We start from the raw sequence: 17,909 nt of genomic DNA, 5'->3' as shown, positions 1-17,909 counted from the left end.
ATCCTGACAGGACGGCGCTGAACCCAATCTGAATGCGCCACAAAAAGAAAAACGGCCGGGAAAACCCCCGGCCGCTTGACAGTGAAACCGCTTCGGGAGGAGCCCGGCGGGATCGAAAGCTCAACGCACCTCGCCACCGACAACTGCGGCAGGGGCGGGTACCGCCGCTGTACGGGCGATAGCAAAACGATACATGATCAGCGTCAGCACGACCGTCACGGCAAAACCGGAAATTCCGCCGACCAGCACGCCCGCTGCATTGGGCAGGGCCACCATGGACCAATAGGCCAAGGCAGTGCGGGTGGGCGACACCAGCCAGCGCAGCAGATAATGATGCAGATGTTCCCGGTCAGGAGAGAACGGGGCGCGACCAGCGCGTAGACGGCTGACGATTAGGCGGAGGCAGTCCAGCACGGGTAGTAGGAACAGGCCCATCAGCTGCATGTTGGTCAGGCTGCTCTCCGCATGGCCCGTAATGGCCAAACCCAGCAGACCCATGACAGCAGAGATGCCATAAGCACCGCTGTCACCCAGGAAAATGCGGCCACGCATATTGAAGGCCAGGAACACGGCGCCGCCAGCCACGATCAGCAGCGCCAGCATGGACAGCGTGCCGGTGCCGGCCATGGCGAAGAACAGGGCCCAGATCATGGCCATGCCCGACGCCACCCCATTTGCCCCATCGCTCATGTTGAAGGCATACTGGAAGCCGACCAAGCTGATGATGGTCAGCATCGCCCCCATGAAGGGCGGGATATCCACACGCATGCCATCGCCGAAATCCAGCGAGGTCAACGCCAGTTGCGGGGCCAGGATGATGGCGAACGAGAACATCACCAGGGAGATGGAGAGGCGCACAACAGGAGGAAGATGCTGCCGGTCATCCACCATGCCCATGACGAACAGCACAACCATCACCGGGACGATAACCCAATGCAGACCAACGCCATCTATGTAGGAAAGACCGCCGCCAATCAGCATGGCCGGCAGCAGAATGGCCAGCCCCCCAACCAGGGGCACCGCGCCACGATGCAGCTTACGAAGGCTGTCGGGCTTATCCATGATGCCAAGGGCATTGCCGATGGGCTTCGCGGCGAAGCAGATGAGGGCAGATAGGGCGATCTGCAGGATAAGGGCCAAAGGATATTCCAATTTTGCCACCCTTCAGGCGCGGGTTTGCGAGTTTGACTGTCAACAACACCGGAACCCCCGCCATGGGTCCGTCGAAATCGACGGCAAGCGGAAATTCACCGTTGAAACAGGCACTCCTTATTGAGGTTATCCCGCGGTCCGCCCCTTCGTACCGCAGTGCCGAAGCCGATGGTGGTTTACCATAGGCCCCGACCTATCGAGAAGACATTACCGTAGGGAAGGTCTGCGTTGGAAGCGCAGACCGACAAAAACAACTTACTGACATAGAGATTATCATATCTGATGCCGGAAAGGCACAGTCTTTAGACGAGGGACCCTATGCCTTTGCGCAGGGGTCAGATGGTTAAAATGGCGGAAGGCAAGGACTTCCGGGGTAGTCCGGTAAGGGGAAACACCCCTTGTCGCGCAAGCCGCAGCGACGACTCGGTTTTGTGGAACAGTGCTGAAAAGCAGAAAGGGGCGGCCCCGTCTGTACGGGACCGCCCCTGGCGTGAAGGATTTGTTGCACTGCCGAAACCGTGAGCCATACGGCTGTAGTCGTCAGACAGCGACTCAGGCTGGCGCCCGGTCGGACAACCCACCGCCCAGGGCTTTGTAAAGGGTGACAAGATTCGACAGCCGCTGCTGACGCAGGACGATCAGGCCGCTTTCGGCAGCGTAAAGGCTGCGCTGCGCGTCCAGGACCTGCAAATAGCTGTCTACGCCACGGTCATATCGGGCCTTGGATAGGGTATAGGTCTCCCGCGTGGCCGCCACCAGGGCAGTCTGTGCTTTGACCTGATCGTCCAGGCTCGCCCGAGCGGCAAGCGCATCCGCGACCTCGCGAAAGCCGGTGCGCACTGCACCTTGATAATTGGCGACGGCGATGTCTCTCTCTGCCTTGGCGACATCCAGGTTCGACTGGTTGCGACCGAAATCAAAAATGGGCAGGCTAGCATCGGCCCCGACATTCCAGACCTTGCTACCGCTCTCGAACAGACCCGACAGCGACGTGCTGGCGGTCCCCAGCGCACTGGTCAGGCCGATACGCGGGAAGAAAGCCGCACGGGCGGCCCCGATATTGGCATTGGCGGCCCGCAGATTATGCTCGGCCTGCGCAATATCCGGCCGGCGGGTCAGCAGGTCAGACGGCAACCCCTCTGGCAGGGCCGGCACCAGCAAGGCCCCCTCCTCACCCAGAGCCTTGTCTCTTGGCACGGTAACCGGACTGCCAACCAGCAGGGTCAGGGCGTTTTCATCCAGCGACACCTGACGGCGGAAGGCGGCAAGGTTTGCCCGCGCCGTCTCCAGCGCGGTTTCCGCCTGCCGCAGATCCAGCAGGGAACGGGCACCCCGGTCGAAGGCCAGCTTGACGAGGTCGTAGCTTTCTTTCTGCGTGCCGAAGGTCCGCTCCGTCAGGGCCAGCTGCTCCCGGTCCGCCAGCAGGGTCAGGTAGGCGTTCGCCGCCTCTGCCACCAGGGCCAGACGCGCCGTCTCCCGTGCCGCTGCGGTCGCGAAATAGCTTTCCAGGGCCGCATCCGACAGGTTGCGCACGCGACCGAAGAAATCCAGCTCGAACGCGGTGATGCCGGCATTGACCTGATACTGGTTACCGGTCTGGGTCACCGGCTCATTCACCCGCGCACGGGTAGCCGACGCTCCGGCTGCCACGGTCGGCAGTTGATCGGCCCGCTGCACCCGATAGAGCGCCCGCGCGCGTTCCACATTTGCAGTGGCCGCCACCAGATCATGGTTCTGGGCAAGCGCCTGATCGATCAGGCCGCGCAACCCTTCATCCAGGAAGAAGTCGCGCCAGCCCAGATCAGCCACGGGTGCCGCCTGCCCCCCCGTTTGGGGATAGGAAGCGGCAACACCCGTGGTCGGGGCCTGGTAGTCAGGGGCCATGCTGCACCCGGCCAGCAGCAGAGGCAGGAGGGTCAGAGGAATAAGACGCTTGTTCATATTGATCACTCCTGCCCCGCCTTCGGCTTCTTATGGCTGCCAAAGCGCAAAACCAGCTTTTCCACCCCGACAAAGAAGATCGGCACGAAGAAGATGGCCAGCACCGTCGCCGACAACATGCCACCGACGACACCGATACCGATTGCGTTCTGGCTGCCCGATCCGGCACCGGATGCCAAAGCCAGCGGCGAAACACCCAGAATGAACGCCAGGGAGGTCATGATGATGGGACGCAGGCGCTGACGGGCGGCTTCCAAGGTCGCCTCCACCAGATCCATGCCCTTGTCGTAATATTCCTTGGCGAATTCCACGATCAGGATGGCGTTCTTGGCGGAAAGCCCGATGGTTGTAAGCAGGCCCACCTGAAAATAGATGTCGTTGGCCATGCCGGTCAGGCTGGCCGCGACCACAGCCCCCAGCACGCCCAGCGGCACCACCAGCATCACCGCGAACGGGATGGACCAGCTTTCATAAAGGGCCGCCAGACACAGGAACACGACCAGCAGGGAAATGGCATAGAGGGCGGGCGCCTGCGCACCGGACAGCCGTTCTTCGAATGACAGGCCCGTCCAGGCGAAGCCGATGCCCGGCGGCAGCTTCCTCACCAGTTCCTCCATGGCCGCCATGGCCTCACCAGAGCTGTAGCCCGGTGCAGGCTGCCCCTGGATATTCATGGACGCCGTGCCCATGAACCGCTCCAGCTTGGGCGGACCATAGGTCCAGTGCGCGGTGGCGAAGGCGGAGAAGGGCACCATCTCGCCACGGTCGTTACGCACATGCAGCATGTTGATATCCTCCGGCAGCATGCGGAACGGTGCATCAGCCTGCAAGAACACACGCTTCACACGACCCCGATCGACGAAGTCATCAAGATAGGTGGAACCCCAGAAGGCCGAGAGCGTACTGTTGATGTCAGCAATCTGCAAACCCAGTGCCGCCGCCTTCGGCTTGTCCACATCAACGCGCAGTTGGGCAGTATCTTCCAAACCGTTGGGGCGAACGCCGGCCAGGGCCGGGTGCTGTGCCGCCATGCCCAGCAATTGGTTACGCGCAGCCAGCAGCGCCTCGTGCCCTGACCCGGCCTCATCCAGAAGCTGGAAGTCGAAGCCCGTGGCATTGCCCAGTTCCAGTACGGCCGGCGGCGTGAAGGCAAACGCCATGGCATCCTTCAGGCCCATGAAGGCCCCCATGGCGCGCATCGCGATGGCCTGCGCGGTATTGTCCGCGCCCTTGCGCTCTGACCAGTCCTTCAGATTGATGAAGACCATGGCCGAATTCTGCCCCTGACCGGCGAAGCTGAAACCGCCGACAGAGAACACACCCTTGATGTTATGGCCTTCCTGGCTCAGCAGGTAATCTTCAACCTGCTTGACCGTCTGCATGGTGCGTTCCTGGGTGGAGCCCGGCGGTGCCATGACCATGGCGAAGATGATGCCCTGATCCTCTTCCGGCAGAAAGGCCGTGGGCAGGCGCACGAACAGGAAGCCCAGGATGGCTACCAAACCCGCGAAAAGCACCAGGAACCGCTTACTCCGGTTCAGCACACCGCCTGCGGCCTGGACATAGCCACGGTTGGCCCGACCAAAACCACGGTTGAACCAGCCAAAGAAGCCACCGCGTTCATGATGGTCCTGCGGCTTCAGGATGGTCGCGCACAAGGCCGGCGTCAGCACCAGCGCCACCAGCACCGACAGCGCCATGGCCGAAACGATGGTGATGGAGAACTGGCGATAAATGACGCCCGTTGAGCCGGGGAAGAACGCCATGGGAATGAACACGGCCGACAGAACCAGACCGATGCCGACCAGCGCGCCCGTGATCTGCTCCATGGATTTGCGTGTGGCTTCGCGGGGCGAAAGCCCCTCCTCCGCCATCACACGCTCCACATTCTCCACCACGACGATGGCGTCATCCACCAGCAGGCCAATGGCCAGCACCACACCGAACAGGGTCAGCGTATTGATAGTGAAACCAAAGGCCGCCAGGATACCAAAGGTGCCCAGAAGCACGACCGGCACGGCGATGGTGGGGATGATCGTTGCCCGCAGGCTCTGCAGGAACAGATACATCACCAGGAAGACCAGGACGACGGCTTCCGCCAGCGTCTTCACCACTTCATGAATGGACAGCTTCACGAACGGTGTCGTCTCATACGGATATTCGACATCGACGCCGGACGGAAAACTGGGGCGCAGCGCCTCAATCGCCTGCTTCACTGCTTCCGCCGTTTCCAGGGCATTGGCACCGGTGGCCAGGTTCACGGCCAGACCAACCGCATTCAGTCGGTTGTAGCGCGACACAAAATCATAACTCTCGCCCCCCAGTTCCACCCGCGCGACATCGCGCAGATAGACGGCGGAACCATCGCGGGCCGACTTCACCAGGATGGCCTGGAACTGCTCGGGCGTCTGCAAACGGCTCTGCGCCGTCACCGTGGCGTTCAACTGCTGACCCTTGACCGACGGCGTGCCGCCGACCTGACCGGCGGAAACCTGGGCGTTCTGCGCCCGCACAGCGGCGGCAACTTCATCCACAGTGATGCCAAAGCCAGCCATCTTGACCGGGTCCAGCCAGATGCGCATGGCATAGCCGCCACCGAACACCTGTACCGAACCGACACCGTTCACGCGGCTGATCGGGTCCTGAACGCGTGAGGCGACGAAATCGCCCAGATCGTTGCCGTCAAGCCTTCCATCCTTCGACACAAAACCCGCGACCAGCAGGAAGCTGAAGGATGACTTGGTCACGATCACGCCGCGCTGCTGCACCTCCGCCGGCAGCGAAGACAAGGCTGGCGTCACCTTGTTCTGCACCTGCACCTGCGCAATGTCGGGATCGGTGCCCGCATTGAAGGTCAGGGTGATGGTGACACTGCCCGACGCATCGCTGCTGGAGGACAGGTAGCGCAGATTGTCGATACCTTTCAGGTTCTGCTCGATGACCTGGGTAACGGTTTTCTCCAGCGTCTCAGCCGACGCACCCGGATAGGAGGCGTTGACCGCGATGGCCGGCGGCGCGATGGCCGGATATTGCTCAATCGGCAGTCGCATGATGGACAGTGCGCCCGCCAGCATGATGACGATGGCGATCACCCAGGCAAAGACCGGGCGATCAATGAAGAACTTCGCCATTTCGGTTCTCTCCAGGAATGATCAGCGCGCCGGTGCCGGCGCGGCACCCGCCGCGGCCGGGGCCGGATTATAGGGCACGGGCTTGACCGGGGCACCCGGGGCTGCCTTCAGCACACCTTGAACGATCACACGTTCCTTCGGCGCCAGGCCCTTGGTCACCACCCACTGGTCGCCGACAGCCTTGGCCGCCGTGACGGGACGGATCTCCACCTTGTCCTCCTTGCCAACCACCATGGTGGTGGCAATGCCGCCAGGACCGATCAACACCGCCTGCTGCGGGACCAGCATGGCATCGGCACGAGTACCCTGGTCGACTACGGCGCGGACAAACATGCCCGGCAGCAATTCCAGGCGCGGGTTCGGGAAGGTGGCGCGCAGGCCGACGGTACCCGTCCCCTCGTCCACCGTAATGTCGGAGAAGTCCAGGGCACCATCCTCGGCATAGGGTGTGCCGTCAGGCAGGATCAACTTCACCTTCAGCTTGCCGCCTTCGGGAATGGTCGCCTCCCCCGCCGCAACCTGGCGGCGCAGTGCCGCTACGGCATCGGCGGACTGGGTCAGGTCGATATAGATCGGATCAAGCTGTGTGACGCTGGTCAGCATTTCCGCCTGACCGGCAGTCACCAGGGCACCCGGCGTTACGCGCGACCGGCCTACCCGGCCCGCGATGGGGGCCGTCAGGCCCGCATAATCCAGATTGATGCGCGCCGTCTCTGCTGCGGCCTTGGCAGCGGCCACCGCCGCCTCCCGCGCGCCCAATTCGGCTATCGCGTCGTCATATTCCTGCTGGCTGACGCCCTTTACGGCCACCAGTTCCTTATAGCGGCCCGCCCGCGCCTTCACCGATGTCAGTTGTGCTTCAGCACTTTTCAATTCGGCCTGAGCCTGCGCCAGGGCCGCGCGATACGTGGCGGGATCAATTTGGTAAAGCGGCTGCCCCGCCTTAACCTCACTGCCTTCCGTGAACAGCCTGTCCTTGATGATGCCAGATACCTGTGGCCGGATCTCAGCCACACGGTAAGCCGTCACACGCCCGGTCAACTCGGTCGTCAGCGTGTAGGGTGCAGGATTAACAGCGACAACAGCCACCTCCGGCGGCGGCATCGCACCCATCATACCTGCACCACTGCCGCCATCCTGACCACAAGCGGTGAGCGTCAGTGCCAGGAGAAACAGGGGACCGGAAAGCCGGGTGGTCATGCGCATGACAAGTGTTCCTTGAACTTTATTGTTGCCGGTTGAGCCGGTCACGAAATTACATCCGGTCGCGGATGTATCATGAATGACGGCCCTTGGGTATGCCGAAGCAGGCCGAGGCACTTAGCACTTTCGTGATAAAGGTCACGGCCCTGCAAAGACCGCCCTGCCGAAACAGCGGCCTTGAAGGAATTTCGGTCTTTATCAGGTGAAGATGGATCAGTTCATGTGATCCCAATCACAAGGAAGACGCGAAAGGGTCGGCAGACCCGTGTTGCAAAATTTCGGGTATCAGAAAGCCTGTTTCTGTGCGCAAAGCCGTCTCCTCCCGCCCAAATGCTGGCTGATATGAGGAAGACGGATGGCGACAGGCAAATCCGACAAGGTACTCAATCTTTTTTAGCACCAGACAGCACAATCCCCCAAGCCGTAAGGATTCCCCCCGGCAGTAAGGATCAGAACCCGCCCGGCACCCGATAGATATCGGGATCTTTCGGCTTCTCCACATAGGAAAGCCGAAGGCTTGCACCAGTGACCTCGGGCAGAGCGTCGGGCTTGGCCGGCGACTTCTTTGTGATCCCCAGAATCAGTTCGGTCAGGCGGGACTGTTCATCTGTACCTTGAAAAACCAAAACATTATCGTCACTTAGCGCCTGATTGAGGATCAGCCCTTCCTGACGATATCCCTGACCCAACAGATAATTGCGCAAGGCATTGGCCGTGCCAACAATCTGCTCCGGTTTGGTGGGGGAGCCAATCTCCTGCCCCCAGATTACATTCACCCGGAACAGCTTCTTCGTCTTGTACCCCAAGAGGTAAGCAATCACCGCCGGTCCACTGTCCGGCAGCAGGTCATTGACCTTCACGAGAAGGGCCGTGGTGCGTTCTGTCGGCTCCTCAATCCGCTGGATCGCCTCTCCGGACAGTTTGAAATCCTTACCGATGGCGTCGCGTACCTGTGCCTCGGTCATGCCGAAGCGAGCATTGCGGAAGCCTTCGACCTGCGCCTGCTTGGCGGCAGCGGTCGGCGCCAAAGGGGCCACGGTGGGCCGATTCTGGCCGATTGCGGGGTTCGTAACCAGGGTCACCGTCAGCGCTGCCGTCAGCATCCAACGCATTGTCATGCAATCCTTACTCCTTGGGGGAGAATCGATAATCCTTACCGTTTGGGGGAATACTTGCGACGTCGCAAGTTCAGCCGTTGATCAACCGATCAATCCGGTCCCGCAGGACCGTGAGGCTCTGGACCTCTTCCACAGCCAGCTTGCCTGCACGGTGCGACAGCTTGTCCAGGCTGCGACCCAACTTAAGGGCGACGGCAATCACCGGGCTCTCCGCGACAGGTTCTGTCGGCTTCTGCTTAGCGACGCGTAGCTCCTTGATGGTTGCGCCATCCTTGATACGCGCCCACAGGGCCAAACGCGCATCCTCCCCCTCCGTATCGGCCAGAACGAACAGGTGGCTTTTCGTCACCTTGTCCCGGAAGGCGGGGTATTCGACCTGTACCTTCTCCGGCAATCCGCGCAGCGCCAGCAGGCGGGATACTTCAGACTTTGAAAGACCGACGACGGCGGCCAACTGTTCCTGCGCGTAATTGTGCCGCTCGCCCAGTCGGGCCAGGGCGGAGGCGGTTTCAAGCGCGTCCAGATCCCGGCGCTGAAGATTTTCGACCAGGGCAACTTCCTCGATGTCACCCTTGGTGATGACCGCGAAGATGGTGGGCTTGCCCAACAGGCCATGGGCACGCCAGCGACGCTCGCCAGCGGCGATGATATAGCCGCCCTCGGCGTGCTTCTTCACCAGGATCGGCTGCAACAGGCCATTATGGCGGATGCTGTCGGCCAATTCCATCAAGGCCACAGGATCGAAATGCCGGCGCGGCTGTTCCGGGTTGGGGTGAACCTGATCAAGGTCCAGTTCCACCAGTTCCGGAAAATCAGCCGATGTCCCGAACAGCCGGTTCAAACCAGAATCGCGCGGCACAGCCGGCGTGGCGGGGGCAAGCGCCGGATTGGTACGGGCGAGCTTACGCGACACGGGCTTCCTCCGTCTGGTCGGCTTCAAGCAGGGAGCTGGCCACCTCCCGGAAGGGGGCGACGATGGCGGGGTCTGACGCAACATCCACTGTCGGCTGTGCGGCGGCCACTGATTGCGGGAAAATGGTAGAACGCGGCACCGGGGAGAAGATGCGCAGCGACCCGCCGAACCGTTCTGTCAGGTCGGCCAGGGTGGCGCGGTCCTGCGTATGGCGGGACGTGAACATGGTGGGCAGAATACCGATGATCGACAGGTCGGGATTACCCCGCCGCCGAACCTTGGCGATGGTGTCCAACAACAATGGCACCCCCATCATGGCCAGCATCTCGGTCTGCACAGGGATCAACACGCCTGTCGCCGCCGCCAGCGCGTTCAAGGTCATCATTCCCAGGTGCGGGGGGCAATCCAGCAGGATGTAATCATAGGACCGCGCCACGCTGGACAACTTCTCCCGCAACACCAGAGTGCCCATGGGCTCCGCCATCAGTTCCGTCTCTGCCGCTGACAGCAGGATGGTGGACGGCAGAAGATGGAACCGCCCGTCACAGACCGGCAGCACCGCACCGGATACGGGCTGATCCTTCAGCATGACGTGATAGGTGGTCCGCCCCGCGTCCGACGCCTCGGCCTGGCTGATACCCAGATGCACAGTGGCGCTGGCCTGTGGGTCGGCATCAACCAGCAGCACGCGCTGCCCCAGGGCAGCCAGAGCGGCGGCAATGTTCACCGCAGCGCTGGTTTTACCCACCCCGCCCTTCTGATTGGAAATGGCGATGACGGTAGCCCGGTCGCGTTGCCGCCGGGCCGGCGTATCAACAATATCGGCCACCGCCTGCGGGATTTTCTCCGTTCCGCCTTCCCAGCGCGACACACGGCCCTTGTCATACCGGCGGCCCAGGCGGGCGTTAAGCCAGTCAGCAAAGGCCTGCTGCGTATCACCGCGCGCTTCCCGCGCGGCCCTCAACGCTGCACCGTCCATCCTGCGCCCCCAAAAGCTTGTGGCTATTCCTTAGTGGCGAGCATAGGGGTTGGTTGACGGTGTGTCAACTGGTGGGGTTGTAGGACGTCAACAGGCGTCGGATCAGGCCTTCTTCACGAAGCAGGTCTTCAGCACCAGACCCTTCACCTTTTCCACCTTGCCCTCGATCTCCTCTGGATCGTCGGTCAGGTGGATATTCTTCACGACAGTGCCGCGCTTCAGCGTGACATTGGCACCCTTGACCTTCAGGTCCTTGATCAGGGTGACGCTGTCACCCTCGGCCAGGATATTGCCGTTACAGTCTTTCACATCCATCATCCGCATCCCGTCATGATTTGTTGACGGGGAGAATAATGCAGGCTGTCAGGGTACCTGACGTGCCGATTGCACATCGCGCACCGGCCACAATGTGCACCTCTTGAATATGGGCTTTGATTATCGACCGGTGCGTGCAGATAGAAACTCCACCTCTGCAATGCTGCCGGAGGTGAGGGAGGACAGGACCGACCGCATGGTCGCCTCATGGCTGCGCCGGGCCGTGTCTGCTGTTGCAGCGTGACCAGCGCACAGGACGAGCTTGCGGGTACCACGCGTCGTTTCCTCAATCCCTACCACCGACAGATCCCGCAGCAGGGGAGACGGCACCTGCTTCTGACCCAATGCATGGCGGGCGGCGGCCCACAGCGCCTCCGCATCATCAGCGTCGGGCAGAGACGGCGCGGGTTCCGGCAGGGAACGCGGAGTGGCCGTCAGGATGGGTGCAGCCCCCTCCCCCGCCTCGCGCCGTGTTTTGCGGCCAGTGGAACTCCGCTCACGTTCAAGGAAGGTGTCGGCGGCCTCATCCTCATCCTTGGCGTGGAAATCGAGGGTCACTTCCTCGATCTTGCGGCCCTTCCGCTTCATCTTTTCTTCCGGCATCTCCACCCGGAATGGGGCCAACTGGTTGACCTCCGCCATGGCACGGTCGATGGTGCGGGTGCGCAGGATGCCGAAATCCTTGTACGCTCCCTCCGGCACGTTCAGCAGCTTGCGCAGCGTTTCGATATCCAGCGTCAACGACGGATGATCCATCTGATAGCGCTGCATCCCGATCTCATAGAGTTTCAGTGCATAGGTGCTGGTGACCTTCACCATGGCCGGGCCGGAGAGACGCGCCCATAGCTGGGAGGAGCGTTGCAGCTCCAGGAAAGCGTCCGTGAACTGGAAATGGATATCGGCGCTGTCGATCTCCACCTCATCTTCCGGTCGGACATAGGAGGACAGGATGCGCAGTTCCGCACGGCTGCGCCGTCCACGGAAGGGACCAATGACCACCAGAGAGCTTTCGTAAATCTCCTTCAAAGCGTCGAAAATACGTTCATTGCCCTTGTGATTGCCGCGCACCACCTTTTTCGGCAAACGATAGAGCTTGTTGGCGAAGTTTTGACTGCCGGCCAGATGGATCATGAAATTGAGCATCTTCTGAGCCGGCAATGACAGACGCGACCCATTGGCAGGGTAAGAGTAGACCGCCTCCGCAGCCTTGATCAGGTGCTTGTAGCCGTCCCGTTCGAAGGTAGCGGCGGCCACACGCGCCGTCTGGCCCATACGATCCAGGGCCGGCATATTCTCCCCGCCACGGCTGCTTTCCACCAAGCTGCCGTCCAGATCAATCACCACGCCGCTGTCGCCCGCCGAGGGAACATAGGGTACGATGGCGGCCAAAGGCTCATCCCGCGCCGGTTCGGCACTGCTGGTCTTGCGGCGGCTGGGTGGCATGGCGGGTCCCTTCTCTTGGCACCGAAGTTAGTCCCTTCCTTACAGCCGACGCAAGTAAGGAAAGGTGTTTTCCACAGGGATTTCCATGCCTTACCGGATGGGGGACACGCTTACGCCCTGGGGCGTGGGCGAAATGCCCCCGGGAAGTGGGGAAAGATACCCCCGTCCTGTAAGGATGATGCCCAAAAACCCCAGCAATTCCGGGCTTCTCCGGTCCCTAGAATCTTTATTAGAATCTTAGAACACTAAACAGGTCAGTTTTTTGGGTTGATTGAGAATTCTAGTGGAGATGGGGAGGCATTATCCGGAATTGTCGGTGGGTTCGTTTGGCCCCGAATCGCAACGCCTTATCCTTACCGTTTGGGGTAGTGTCGAATCCGACTGCGATCATCTGTGCCAGTCCTTACACCCTGGGGGAATCCTTACTGTTTGGGGGCCTATTTTGTGCGACCTGGCAAGCCCCCATGCCGTAAGTAACAGCTTCCCCCATGCCGTAAGGAGACTCGAAAGCCGGCCTCTGCCTGGTATGCCCCGAGACTCGGAAACAAATAAGCAAACGCAAGGGCTTTGGGTCCCCAAGCGGTAAGGAAGCTATCCCCCGGGCGGTAAGCATTCGGGGCGAGATGGCTCTCCCCCAAAGAGTAAGGATCGGCCGAGTCTCCAAGATGCGGCCCCTGCCCCCAAACCGTAAGGAAAGGGTCAGCGCTCTGTGCTGCGCAGGGCCTCGACAAGGTCCAATTCCATCTCCAGGCAGCGCCAATCGCTGGCCGTGTGGAGATTTCCCTTGGGTAGAATCATCAGCATCGCGAATCCCACTTCGCTCGCATCGTCAAGCAAAGGAAGCATCAGGCGGTGATAGCCCAGCTTCTCCGTGAAGACACGAAAGCGGCGGTCGGAGAAAACGGGGCCAGCCAGATCCAGCATGCGACGGTAGGCGTCGCGCACTTCGGCCAATGTCTGGCCACTATAACATTGTGACAGCAGCTTGCCGGTCAGCGGCGAACCGAACAGTTTCACCAGCCCCTGCCCCGCCCACAAATATCGCGCCTGCTCCACGCCCAGGCGCAGATCCACCAGGGCCAGGTTATTGGCGATGCTGCGCAGGGCAACCGGGGTAAAGTCCAGGGCGCGCGGTATTGCGGGGCCGGCGGCGCATTCGCGCCATTGGTCGCGCAATTCCACCATCATATCCGGCGTGTCCTGCAAAGGCTCGCTGGCGTGGGTTTCCCACATGCCAAAGGGCGCGGCCAGACGGGAGAAGATCAGCATGCCCATGATGAAACCTTTCGTCCGTTCACAATGGACTGTCGGGCATAAGGTAGCAACAGATGTTGAGTAATTAAGAGTGATAATTAACATCACATTTGTTGCGACGTCGCATCTCCAGAAGGATTAAGCAACGTACAGATCAACGGTCTCGTCCTGTATGCAGCCTATGACTTGCTGTCCAACCGGGCGCGGTGCTGGGCCGACCATCGGTGAGCAGCCGGTTGTATTAAGTCGCGTTGGGCTTGCGACAACAGAACATTGGACAGCGGTCCTCCCGCATGGCATCGCATGGGTATGACAGGCGCCATGATCATGCGGCAGGATGGTTGGCGGGACTGGACAGCGTGGACGCTGTTGCCGGTGCTGATACTGATTGCCCTGCTGCCACGCGGCTATATGCCCGATAGAACCGCCTTGGGACGGGGCACCCTGTCCTTGACACTGTGCCGCGTGGTCCAGGTTGTGCCGGGCGAGGCCGATACCCAAGCGGTTGATCATACGCTGGCCTGCCCGTTCGGCCTGCTGCCGACGCCGCTGGGACCGCTTCAGCAGGCGGGTCCTCTCCCGTCATGGCCGTGGGATCGGGTGCCGATGATATTGGTACCGGCATTGATTCGGTACGTGGCGGTCTGGGTACATGGATTGGGTGCGCGGGGGCCGCCAAAGGGCTGACGTTCCCTGCCTTCATCCTGTTCCACAATGTTTCATAGACGGATGTTCCCAATGCGCAAATTCACTCATAGCCTGTTCTTTTCAGCCGCCGCCATGCTGCTGGCTTGTACTGCTGCGCAGGCAGAGATCAGTGTGACCAGCCCCTTCTCCCGCGCCTCTGCCCCCATGGCAAAGGTTGGGGCCGCCTTCCTGACACTCAACGTCGATGCCGGTAGCGATAAGCTGCTGAGCGCCAGCAGCCCCGTGGCGGACAAGGTGGAGCTGCATACCCACCTGATGCAGGACGGAATTGCCAAAATGCGTCCGGTTGAGGGGGGCATTACGGTCACTGCGGGTACGCCGACCGAACTGAAGCCCGGTGGCCTGCATATCATGCTGATCGGCCTGAAGGCTCCGCTGAAGCAGGGGGAAAGCTTCCCTCTGACCCTGAACTTTGAAAAGGCGGGGACCGTGACCGTCAATGTGCCGGTACAGGGGCCCGGTGCAAAAGCACCGATGGCTGAGCATGACCATGGCGGTCATGGTGAGCATTCTGGCCACCAGCACTGATTGTTCGCATCGTGAAGCGCCGGACATTCTGGACTGGTCTGGCTGTGCTGGCGACTGCAGCACTGCTGGGCACCGTCATTCTGATCGCTGACCGATTGTCACCGCAGAAATCGGAACAGGGACAGGGGCGCGCCGCCATCGGCGGGCCCTTCTCCCTGACCGACCATACGGGGCAGCCGGTCACCCAGAACACTCTGAAAGGCAAAATATCGCTTGTCTATTTCGGCTACAGCTTCTGCCCCGACATCTGCCCTACCGACCTGCAGCTCATCGGGCAGGCGCTGGATCAGATGACGGACGAAGAACGCGCCGATGCACAGGCCCTGTTCATCACCATCGACCCTGAGCGTGATACGGCGCAGCAGCTGGCGGGGTATGTTCCCCTGTTCCATTCGCAGATCCGAGGCCTGACGGGTACACCGGAACAGATCGAGGTCGCGGCCAAGGCTTATCGTGCTTACTACAAGAAAGTCTCAGCCGAGGAAGCAGGAACGTCAGACTATCTGATGGATCATTCCGCCTTCATCTATCTCATGGATCGTGACGGAAACTTTGTGCGGGTTTTCGGACATGGGGTGGACCCCGCAGAGATGATCGAATGGTTTCGTAAAGTACGCGCTAGCTAAGGTTCTCCCATACTTTGAATGACCTGGGATAGCGTATCTGTCTCTCTGCATGTGGCTAGATTGCGACGTCGCAATTGCCGGACATGAAATGCGAAAGGACCGATCGCCCGCGCCCCCAGGAAGTAAGGATGCGGAGCGAATTACCTCAGTCTGATGGAAACTTTAGAAGCCCAGGGGAGCCAACACCTGGGCTTTCTTCTTTCTAGGATCCTTTGCCTGAGCGACCGAGCATACTTTTCAACAGCTTCTCTCCAGGTGCTTTCGCCGGCGCTGCCAATTCCACGCGATGATCCGCCGTTAAAAGCGCAATCAGCCGGTCACCCGGCTTTAGGCCAAGATGCTCCAGCATTTCGGGGGCCAGTGTTATGTTGCCATCCGGGCCAATAGTAATTTCCATGATATGGGTCCTGACTGATGAGCCTGCCGGAGTAGGGGACAGGTAGGCCAATGGGGTCACGAAGGCGGCTTTGCCGTCAATAGGTCGGGTATCGCCCCCTCGGCCCGTAACTGCGCCAGACCGCGATTGAAATTATCCAGTATGCTTTGCGCATTCGGGTGGTTACGGGCGACGATCAAGTGCAGGGTCGCTTCACTGGCTGCGGGACCTGGGACGGTGGCAAGTTTTTCACGCTCGGCGCCTTCCGCACGGCGGGCGGTGGCGATGCGTTCATCCTCCACCATGAAATCGGCGCGACCACCGACGATCATGGACAGGCAACTGCGCTGTTGGGTTGGCGTTACGCGCAGCACATCGCCTTGGCGGATCAGCGTATCCATCCAGGGCGGCAAGCCATAACCGACAGCGGCGCAAACCCGCTTGCCCTTCATCCAGCCGGTAACCATGGCTGCGCGTTCATTCCCAAGCGCGACGATCAGATGCTGGCGCACCGTTGTAATCGGGTCGGAGAACAGCATTTCCCGCATCCGCTGTTCGGTCCGGATATAAGGGAAGGTGGCGTCGAAGCGACGGGCAAGTAGCCCTTCATAGCCCCGTCGCCACGGCTCTACCGTCAGTTCCACGTTCTGGCCGGACTTTGCAAAGGCCTGTCGCACCAGTTGGGTCACAGGGCCACCGTCCGGCAAACTCTGGTCAACATAAGGTGCGTAGTCGGTGCCAGTGACCAATTTCAACGGTGGGGTCTGGCCAAGGGCGGGCAGGGCCGGAAGCGACAAGACCATCAGGACCATCGCCAAGCGCCGCACCGGATGCCCCCGTAAACCGTCAACACCTTGTTCAGACTATGGTTAACCCTGGTCCGTGGTCAATCGAAGGTTAAAGAATCTTCTGCCCCCCAGGGGTAAGGATTCTTAAATCCAGCCTGCCAGTTCCCGCTCCACAATGCCGTGCAGCAGGCCGATATGGTCGGCGTGATCATTCAGGCAGGGAATGTAGGTGAAATCAGTCCCCCCAGCGGTAAGGAAAGTCTCCCGAATGCCTTGATTGACCTCTTCCAGCGTCTCTACGCAGTCGCTGACAAAGGCAGGGGCCAGGATCGCCAGCTTCTTCACCCCCTGTTCCGGCAGGGCCTTGACCATGGGTTCCAGATAGGGTTGCAGCCATTCCGTCCGACCAAACCGCGACTGGAAAGCATGCGTCAGCATCCCCGCATCCATGCCCAGCTTCTCCCGTAGCAGGCGGGCCGTCTTCAGGCAGTAGCAGTGATAGGGGTCGCCCTTCTCCAGATACATCTTCGGCAGGCCGTGGAAGGACGCGATGATCCGCTCCGGCCTCCAAGATAGGCCGTCCAGATGGCGGGAGACGCCGGCGGCGAGTGCATCGATATAAGCGGGGTCGTCGTGATAGGTCGGAACCGTGCGTATGGCCGGCTGCCGGCGCAGGGTCATCAGATGGCGAAAAGCCTGGTCACAGGCGGTCGCCGTCGTGGTGGCGCTGTACTGCGGATAGAGCGGGAACAGCAAAATGCGCTCGCAGCCTTGTTCGATCAGGCTGTCGATGCCCTTGGCGGTCGATGGGTGGCCATAGCGCATGCCCCATTCCACGACGATCCGGTCATTATGCGCGCCCTTCAGGGCAGTGCGCAGCCCGTCGGCCTGGGCCCGGGTGAAGGTCTTCAGCGGGCTTTCATTGCGCTCCTGATTCCAGATGCCTGCATAGGCATGGCCGCTTTTCTTGGGCCGGAAGGTCAGGATGATGCCCTGCAGAATAGGCTGCCAGATGGCCTGCGGCACCTCGACCACGCGCCGGTCAGACAAGAATTCTGACAGATAGCGGCGCATCGACCAATAGTCGGTGGCTTCGGGTGTTCCCAGATTGATCAGCAGCACGCCAATCTGGGGCGCCTTGACGGGCGGATGGCCGGCGGGCAAGGCGGGCGAGGGGCTGTTCTGGGTCAATTTGAGACATACTCTGACAGGGGAGGGGAGCCCGCCCTGGTCAGGAACGGGCGCGCACCATCACCGCCAGTGCTTTGCGGTGACGGTGCGCCTGCATCAAGATATCCGCTGGCGCCGAACCTTCAATGACCAAACGGCCATTTTCCGCAGACAGTCCCGCCCCATGCTGACGAAGCGACTGTATCAGTTTTTCCAGGGACTTGGTTGCCATGATCCTTCCTCCATCCTGTGTGTTTCAGGATG

Annotated in this window: 17 protein-coding genes; 3 read left to right on the top strand and 14 right to left on the bottom strand. The window is 60.9% G+C overall.

All coding sequences use genetic code 11. The annotated features are described in order from the left end of the window. Window positions 1-120: 120 nt before the first annotated feature. From ABC729_RS20680 to ABC729_RS20635, 10 genes are all read right to left on the bottom strand, one after another. Window positions 121-1,140, bottom strand: a complete 1,020-nt coding sequence (locus ABC729_RS20680; protein ID WP_495609492.1) for a glycosyltransferase family 4 protein — start codon at window positions 1,138-1,140, stop codon at window positions 121-123. Window positions 1,141-1,704: 564 nt separating this feature from the next. Further along, a complete protein-coding gene (locus tag ABC729_RS20675) occupies window positions 1,705-3,093 on the bottom strand; it encodes an efflux transporter outer membrane subunit (protein ID WP_495609491.1) in 1,389 nt (462 codons plus the stop codon). A gap of 5 nt (window positions 3,094-3,098) precedes the next feature. Continuing rightward, a complete protein-coding gene (locus tag ABC729_RS20670) occupies window positions 3,099-6,224 on the bottom strand; it encodes an efflux RND transporter permease subunit (RefSeq protein WP_495609490.1) in 3,126 nt (1,041 codons plus the stop codon). A 21-nt stretch (window positions 6,225-6,245) separates the two neighbouring features. Continuing rightward, on the bottom strand, window positions 6,246-7,430 hold the full coding sequence (locus tag ABC729_RS20665; protein WP_495609489.1) for an efflux RND transporter periplasmic adaptor subunit: 1,185 nt from the start codon (window positions 7,428-7,430) through the stop codon (window positions 6,246-6,248). A 446-nt stretch (window positions 7,431-7,876) separates the two neighbouring features. Then, a complete protein-coding gene (locus ABC729_RS20660; RefSeq protein ID WP_495609488.1) occupies window positions 7,877-8,530 on the bottom strand; it encodes a hypothetical protein in 654 nt (217 codons plus the stop codon). A gap of 85 nt (window positions 8,531-8,615) precedes the next feature. Continuing rightward, on the bottom strand, window positions 8,616-9,458 hold the full coding sequence (locus ABC729_RS20655; protein ID WP_495609487.1) for a ParB/RepB/Spo0J family partition protein: 843 nt from the start codon (window positions 9,456-9,458) through the stop codon (window positions 8,616-8,618). Beyond that, window positions 9,448-10,437 carry a ParA family protein gene (locus tag ABC729_RS20650; RefSeq protein ID WP_495609486.1) on the bottom strand — a complete coding sequence of 330 codons (990 nt, stop codon included), beginning with the start codon at window positions 10,435-10,437 and terminating at the stop codon, window positions 9,448-9,450. The genes ABC729_RS20655 and ABC729_RS20650 overlap by 11 nt, the downstream gene beginning before the upstream one ends. Window positions 10,438-10,539: 102 nt before the next feature. Continuing rightward, window positions 10,540-10,755: an alkylphosphonate utilization protein gene (locus ABC729_RS20645; protein ID WP_495609485.1), complete on the bottom strand. Its 216-nt coding sequence runs from the start codon at window positions 10,753-10,755 to the stop codon at window positions 10,540-10,542. Between the two features lie 117 nt (window positions 10,756-10,872). Continuing rightward, window positions 10,873-12,195 carry a replication initiation protein gene (locus tag ABC729_RS20640; RefSeq protein ID WP_495609484.1) on the bottom strand — a complete coding sequence of 441 codons (1,323 nt, stop codon included), beginning with the start codon at window positions 12,193-12,195 and terminating at the stop codon, window positions 10,873-10,875. A 699-nt stretch (window positions 12,196-12,894) separates the two neighbouring features. Then, a complete protein-coding gene (locus tag ABC729_RS20635; protein WP_495609483.1) occupies window positions 12,895-13,470 on the bottom strand; it encodes a PAS domain-containing protein in 576 nt (191 codons plus the stop codon). A 282-nt stretch (window positions 13,471-13,752) separates the two neighbouring features. On the opposite strand from ABC729_RS20635, the gene ABC729_RS20630 reads away from it, so the two are divergent. From ABC729_RS20630 to ABC729_RS20620, 3 genes are read left to right on the top strand one after another with little or no spacing between them, the layout of a single operon-like run. Beyond that, the gene (locus ABC729_RS20630) at window positions 13,753-14,136 is read left to right on the top strand and encodes a hypothetical protein (RefSeq protein WP_495609482.1); all 384 of its coding nucleotides are present in this window, start codon (window positions 13,753-13,755) and stop codon (window positions 14,134-14,136) included. A gap of 51 nt (window positions 14,137-14,187) precedes the next feature. After that, the gene (locus ABC729_RS20625) at window positions 14,188-14,685 is read left to right on the top strand and encodes a copper chaperone PCu(A)C (RefSeq protein WP_495609481.1); all 498 of its coding nucleotides are present in this window, start codon (window positions 14,188-14,190) and stop codon (window positions 14,683-14,685) included. A gap of 11 nt (window positions 14,686-14,696) precedes the next feature. Beyond that, entirely contained in the window at window positions 14,697-15,311 is a 615-nt protein-coding gene (locus ABC729_RS20620; protein ID WP_495609480.1) for an SCO family protein, read from the top strand. Window positions 15,312-15,513: 202 nt separating this feature from the next. Here the strand turns inward: ABC729_RS20620 and ABC729_RS20615 are convergent, their stop codons facing one another. The 4 genes from ABC729_RS20615 to ABC729_RS20600 form a co-directional block, all read right to left on the bottom strand. Then, window positions 15,514-15,708 (bottom strand): AbrB/MazE/SpoVT family DNA-binding domain-containing protein, encoded by a 195-nt coding sequence (locus ABC729_RS20615; protein ID WP_495609479.1) that lies wholly within the window; start codon window positions 15,706-15,708, stop codon window positions 15,514-15,516. A gap of 56 nt (window positions 15,709-15,764) precedes the next feature. Next, window positions 15,765-16,499: a substrate-binding periplasmic protein gene (locus tag ABC729_RS20610; protein ID WP_495609526.1), complete on the bottom strand. Its 735-nt coding sequence runs from the start codon at window positions 16,497-16,499 to the stop codon at window positions 15,765-15,767. Between the two features lie 120 nt (window positions 16,500-16,619). After that, window positions 16,620-17,666: a ferrochelatase gene (hemH, locus tag ABC729_RS20605; protein WP_495609478.1), complete on the bottom strand. Its 1,047-nt coding sequence runs from the start codon at window positions 17,664-17,666 to the stop codon at window positions 16,620-16,622. A gap of 40 nt (window positions 17,667-17,706) precedes the next feature. Beyond that, window positions 17,707-17,877: a hypothetical protein gene (locus ABC729_RS20600; RefSeq protein ID WP_495609477.1), complete on the bottom strand. Its 171-nt coding sequence runs from the start codon at window positions 17,875-17,877 to the stop codon at window positions 17,707-17,709. Between the last annotated feature and the right edge of the window lie 32 nt (window positions 17,878-17,909).

It is taken from the genome of Niveispirillum sp. CC-CTL257, from assembly GCF_059489915.1.
This window is presented reverse-complemented; position numbering and strand designations above follow the sequence as displayed.

Bases quoted from the DNA above. Each gene is read 5' to 3' on its own strand.
- ABC729_RS20675 (WP_495609491.1), bottom strand. From the start codon at position 3,093: ATGAACAAGCGTCTTATTCCTCTGACCCTCCTGCCTCTGCTGCTGGCC.
- ABC729_RS20670 (WP_495609490.1), bottom strand. From the start codon at position 6,224: ATGGCGAAGTTCTTCATTGATCGCCCGGTCTTTGCCTGGGTGATCGCC.
- ABC729_RS20665 (WP_495609489.1), bottom strand. From the start codon at position 7,430: ATGCGCATGACCACCCGGCTTTCCGGTCCCCTGTTTCTCCTGGCACTG.
- ABC729_RS20660 (WP_495609488.1), bottom strand. From the start codon at position 8,530: ATGCTGACGGCAGCGCTGACGGTGACCCTGGTTACGAACCCCGCAATC.
- ABC729_RS20650 (WP_495609486.1), bottom strand. From the start codon at position 10,437: ATGGACGGTGCAGCGTTGAGGGCCGCGCGGGAAGCGCGCGGTGATACG.
- ABC729_RS20645 (WP_495609485.1), bottom strand. From the start codon at position 10,755: ATGATGGATGTGAAAGACTGTAACGGCAATATCCTGGCCGAGGGTGAC.
- ABC729_RS20640 (WP_495609484.1), bottom strand. From the start codon at position 12,195: ATGCCACCCAGCCGCCGCAAGACCAGCAGTGCCGAACCGGCGCGGGAT.
- ABC729_RS20635 (WP_495609483.1), bottom strand. From the start codon at position 13,470: ATGGGCATGCTGATCTTCTCCCGTCTGGCCGCGCCCTTTGGCATGTGG.
- ABC729_RS20630 (WP_495609482.1), top strand. From the start codon at position 13,753: ATGGGTATGACAGGCGCCATGATCATGCGGCAGGATGGTTGGCGGGAC.
- ABC729_RS20625 (WP_495609481.1), top strand. From the start codon at position 14,188: ATGCGCAAATTCACTCATAGCCTGTTCTTTTCAGCCGCCGCCATGCTG.
- ABC729_RS20615 (WP_495609479.1), bottom strand. From the start codon at position 15,708: ATGGAAATTACTATTGGCCCGGATGGCAACATAACACTGGCCCCCGAA.
- ABC729_RS20610 (WP_495609526.1), bottom strand. From the start codon at position 16,499: ATGGTCCTGATGGTCTTGTCGCTTCCGGCCCTGCCCGCCCTTGGCCAG.
- ABC729_RS20600 (WP_495609477.1), bottom strand. From the start codon at position 17,877: ATGGCAACCAAGTCCCTGGAAAAACTGATACAGTCGCTTCGTCAGCAT.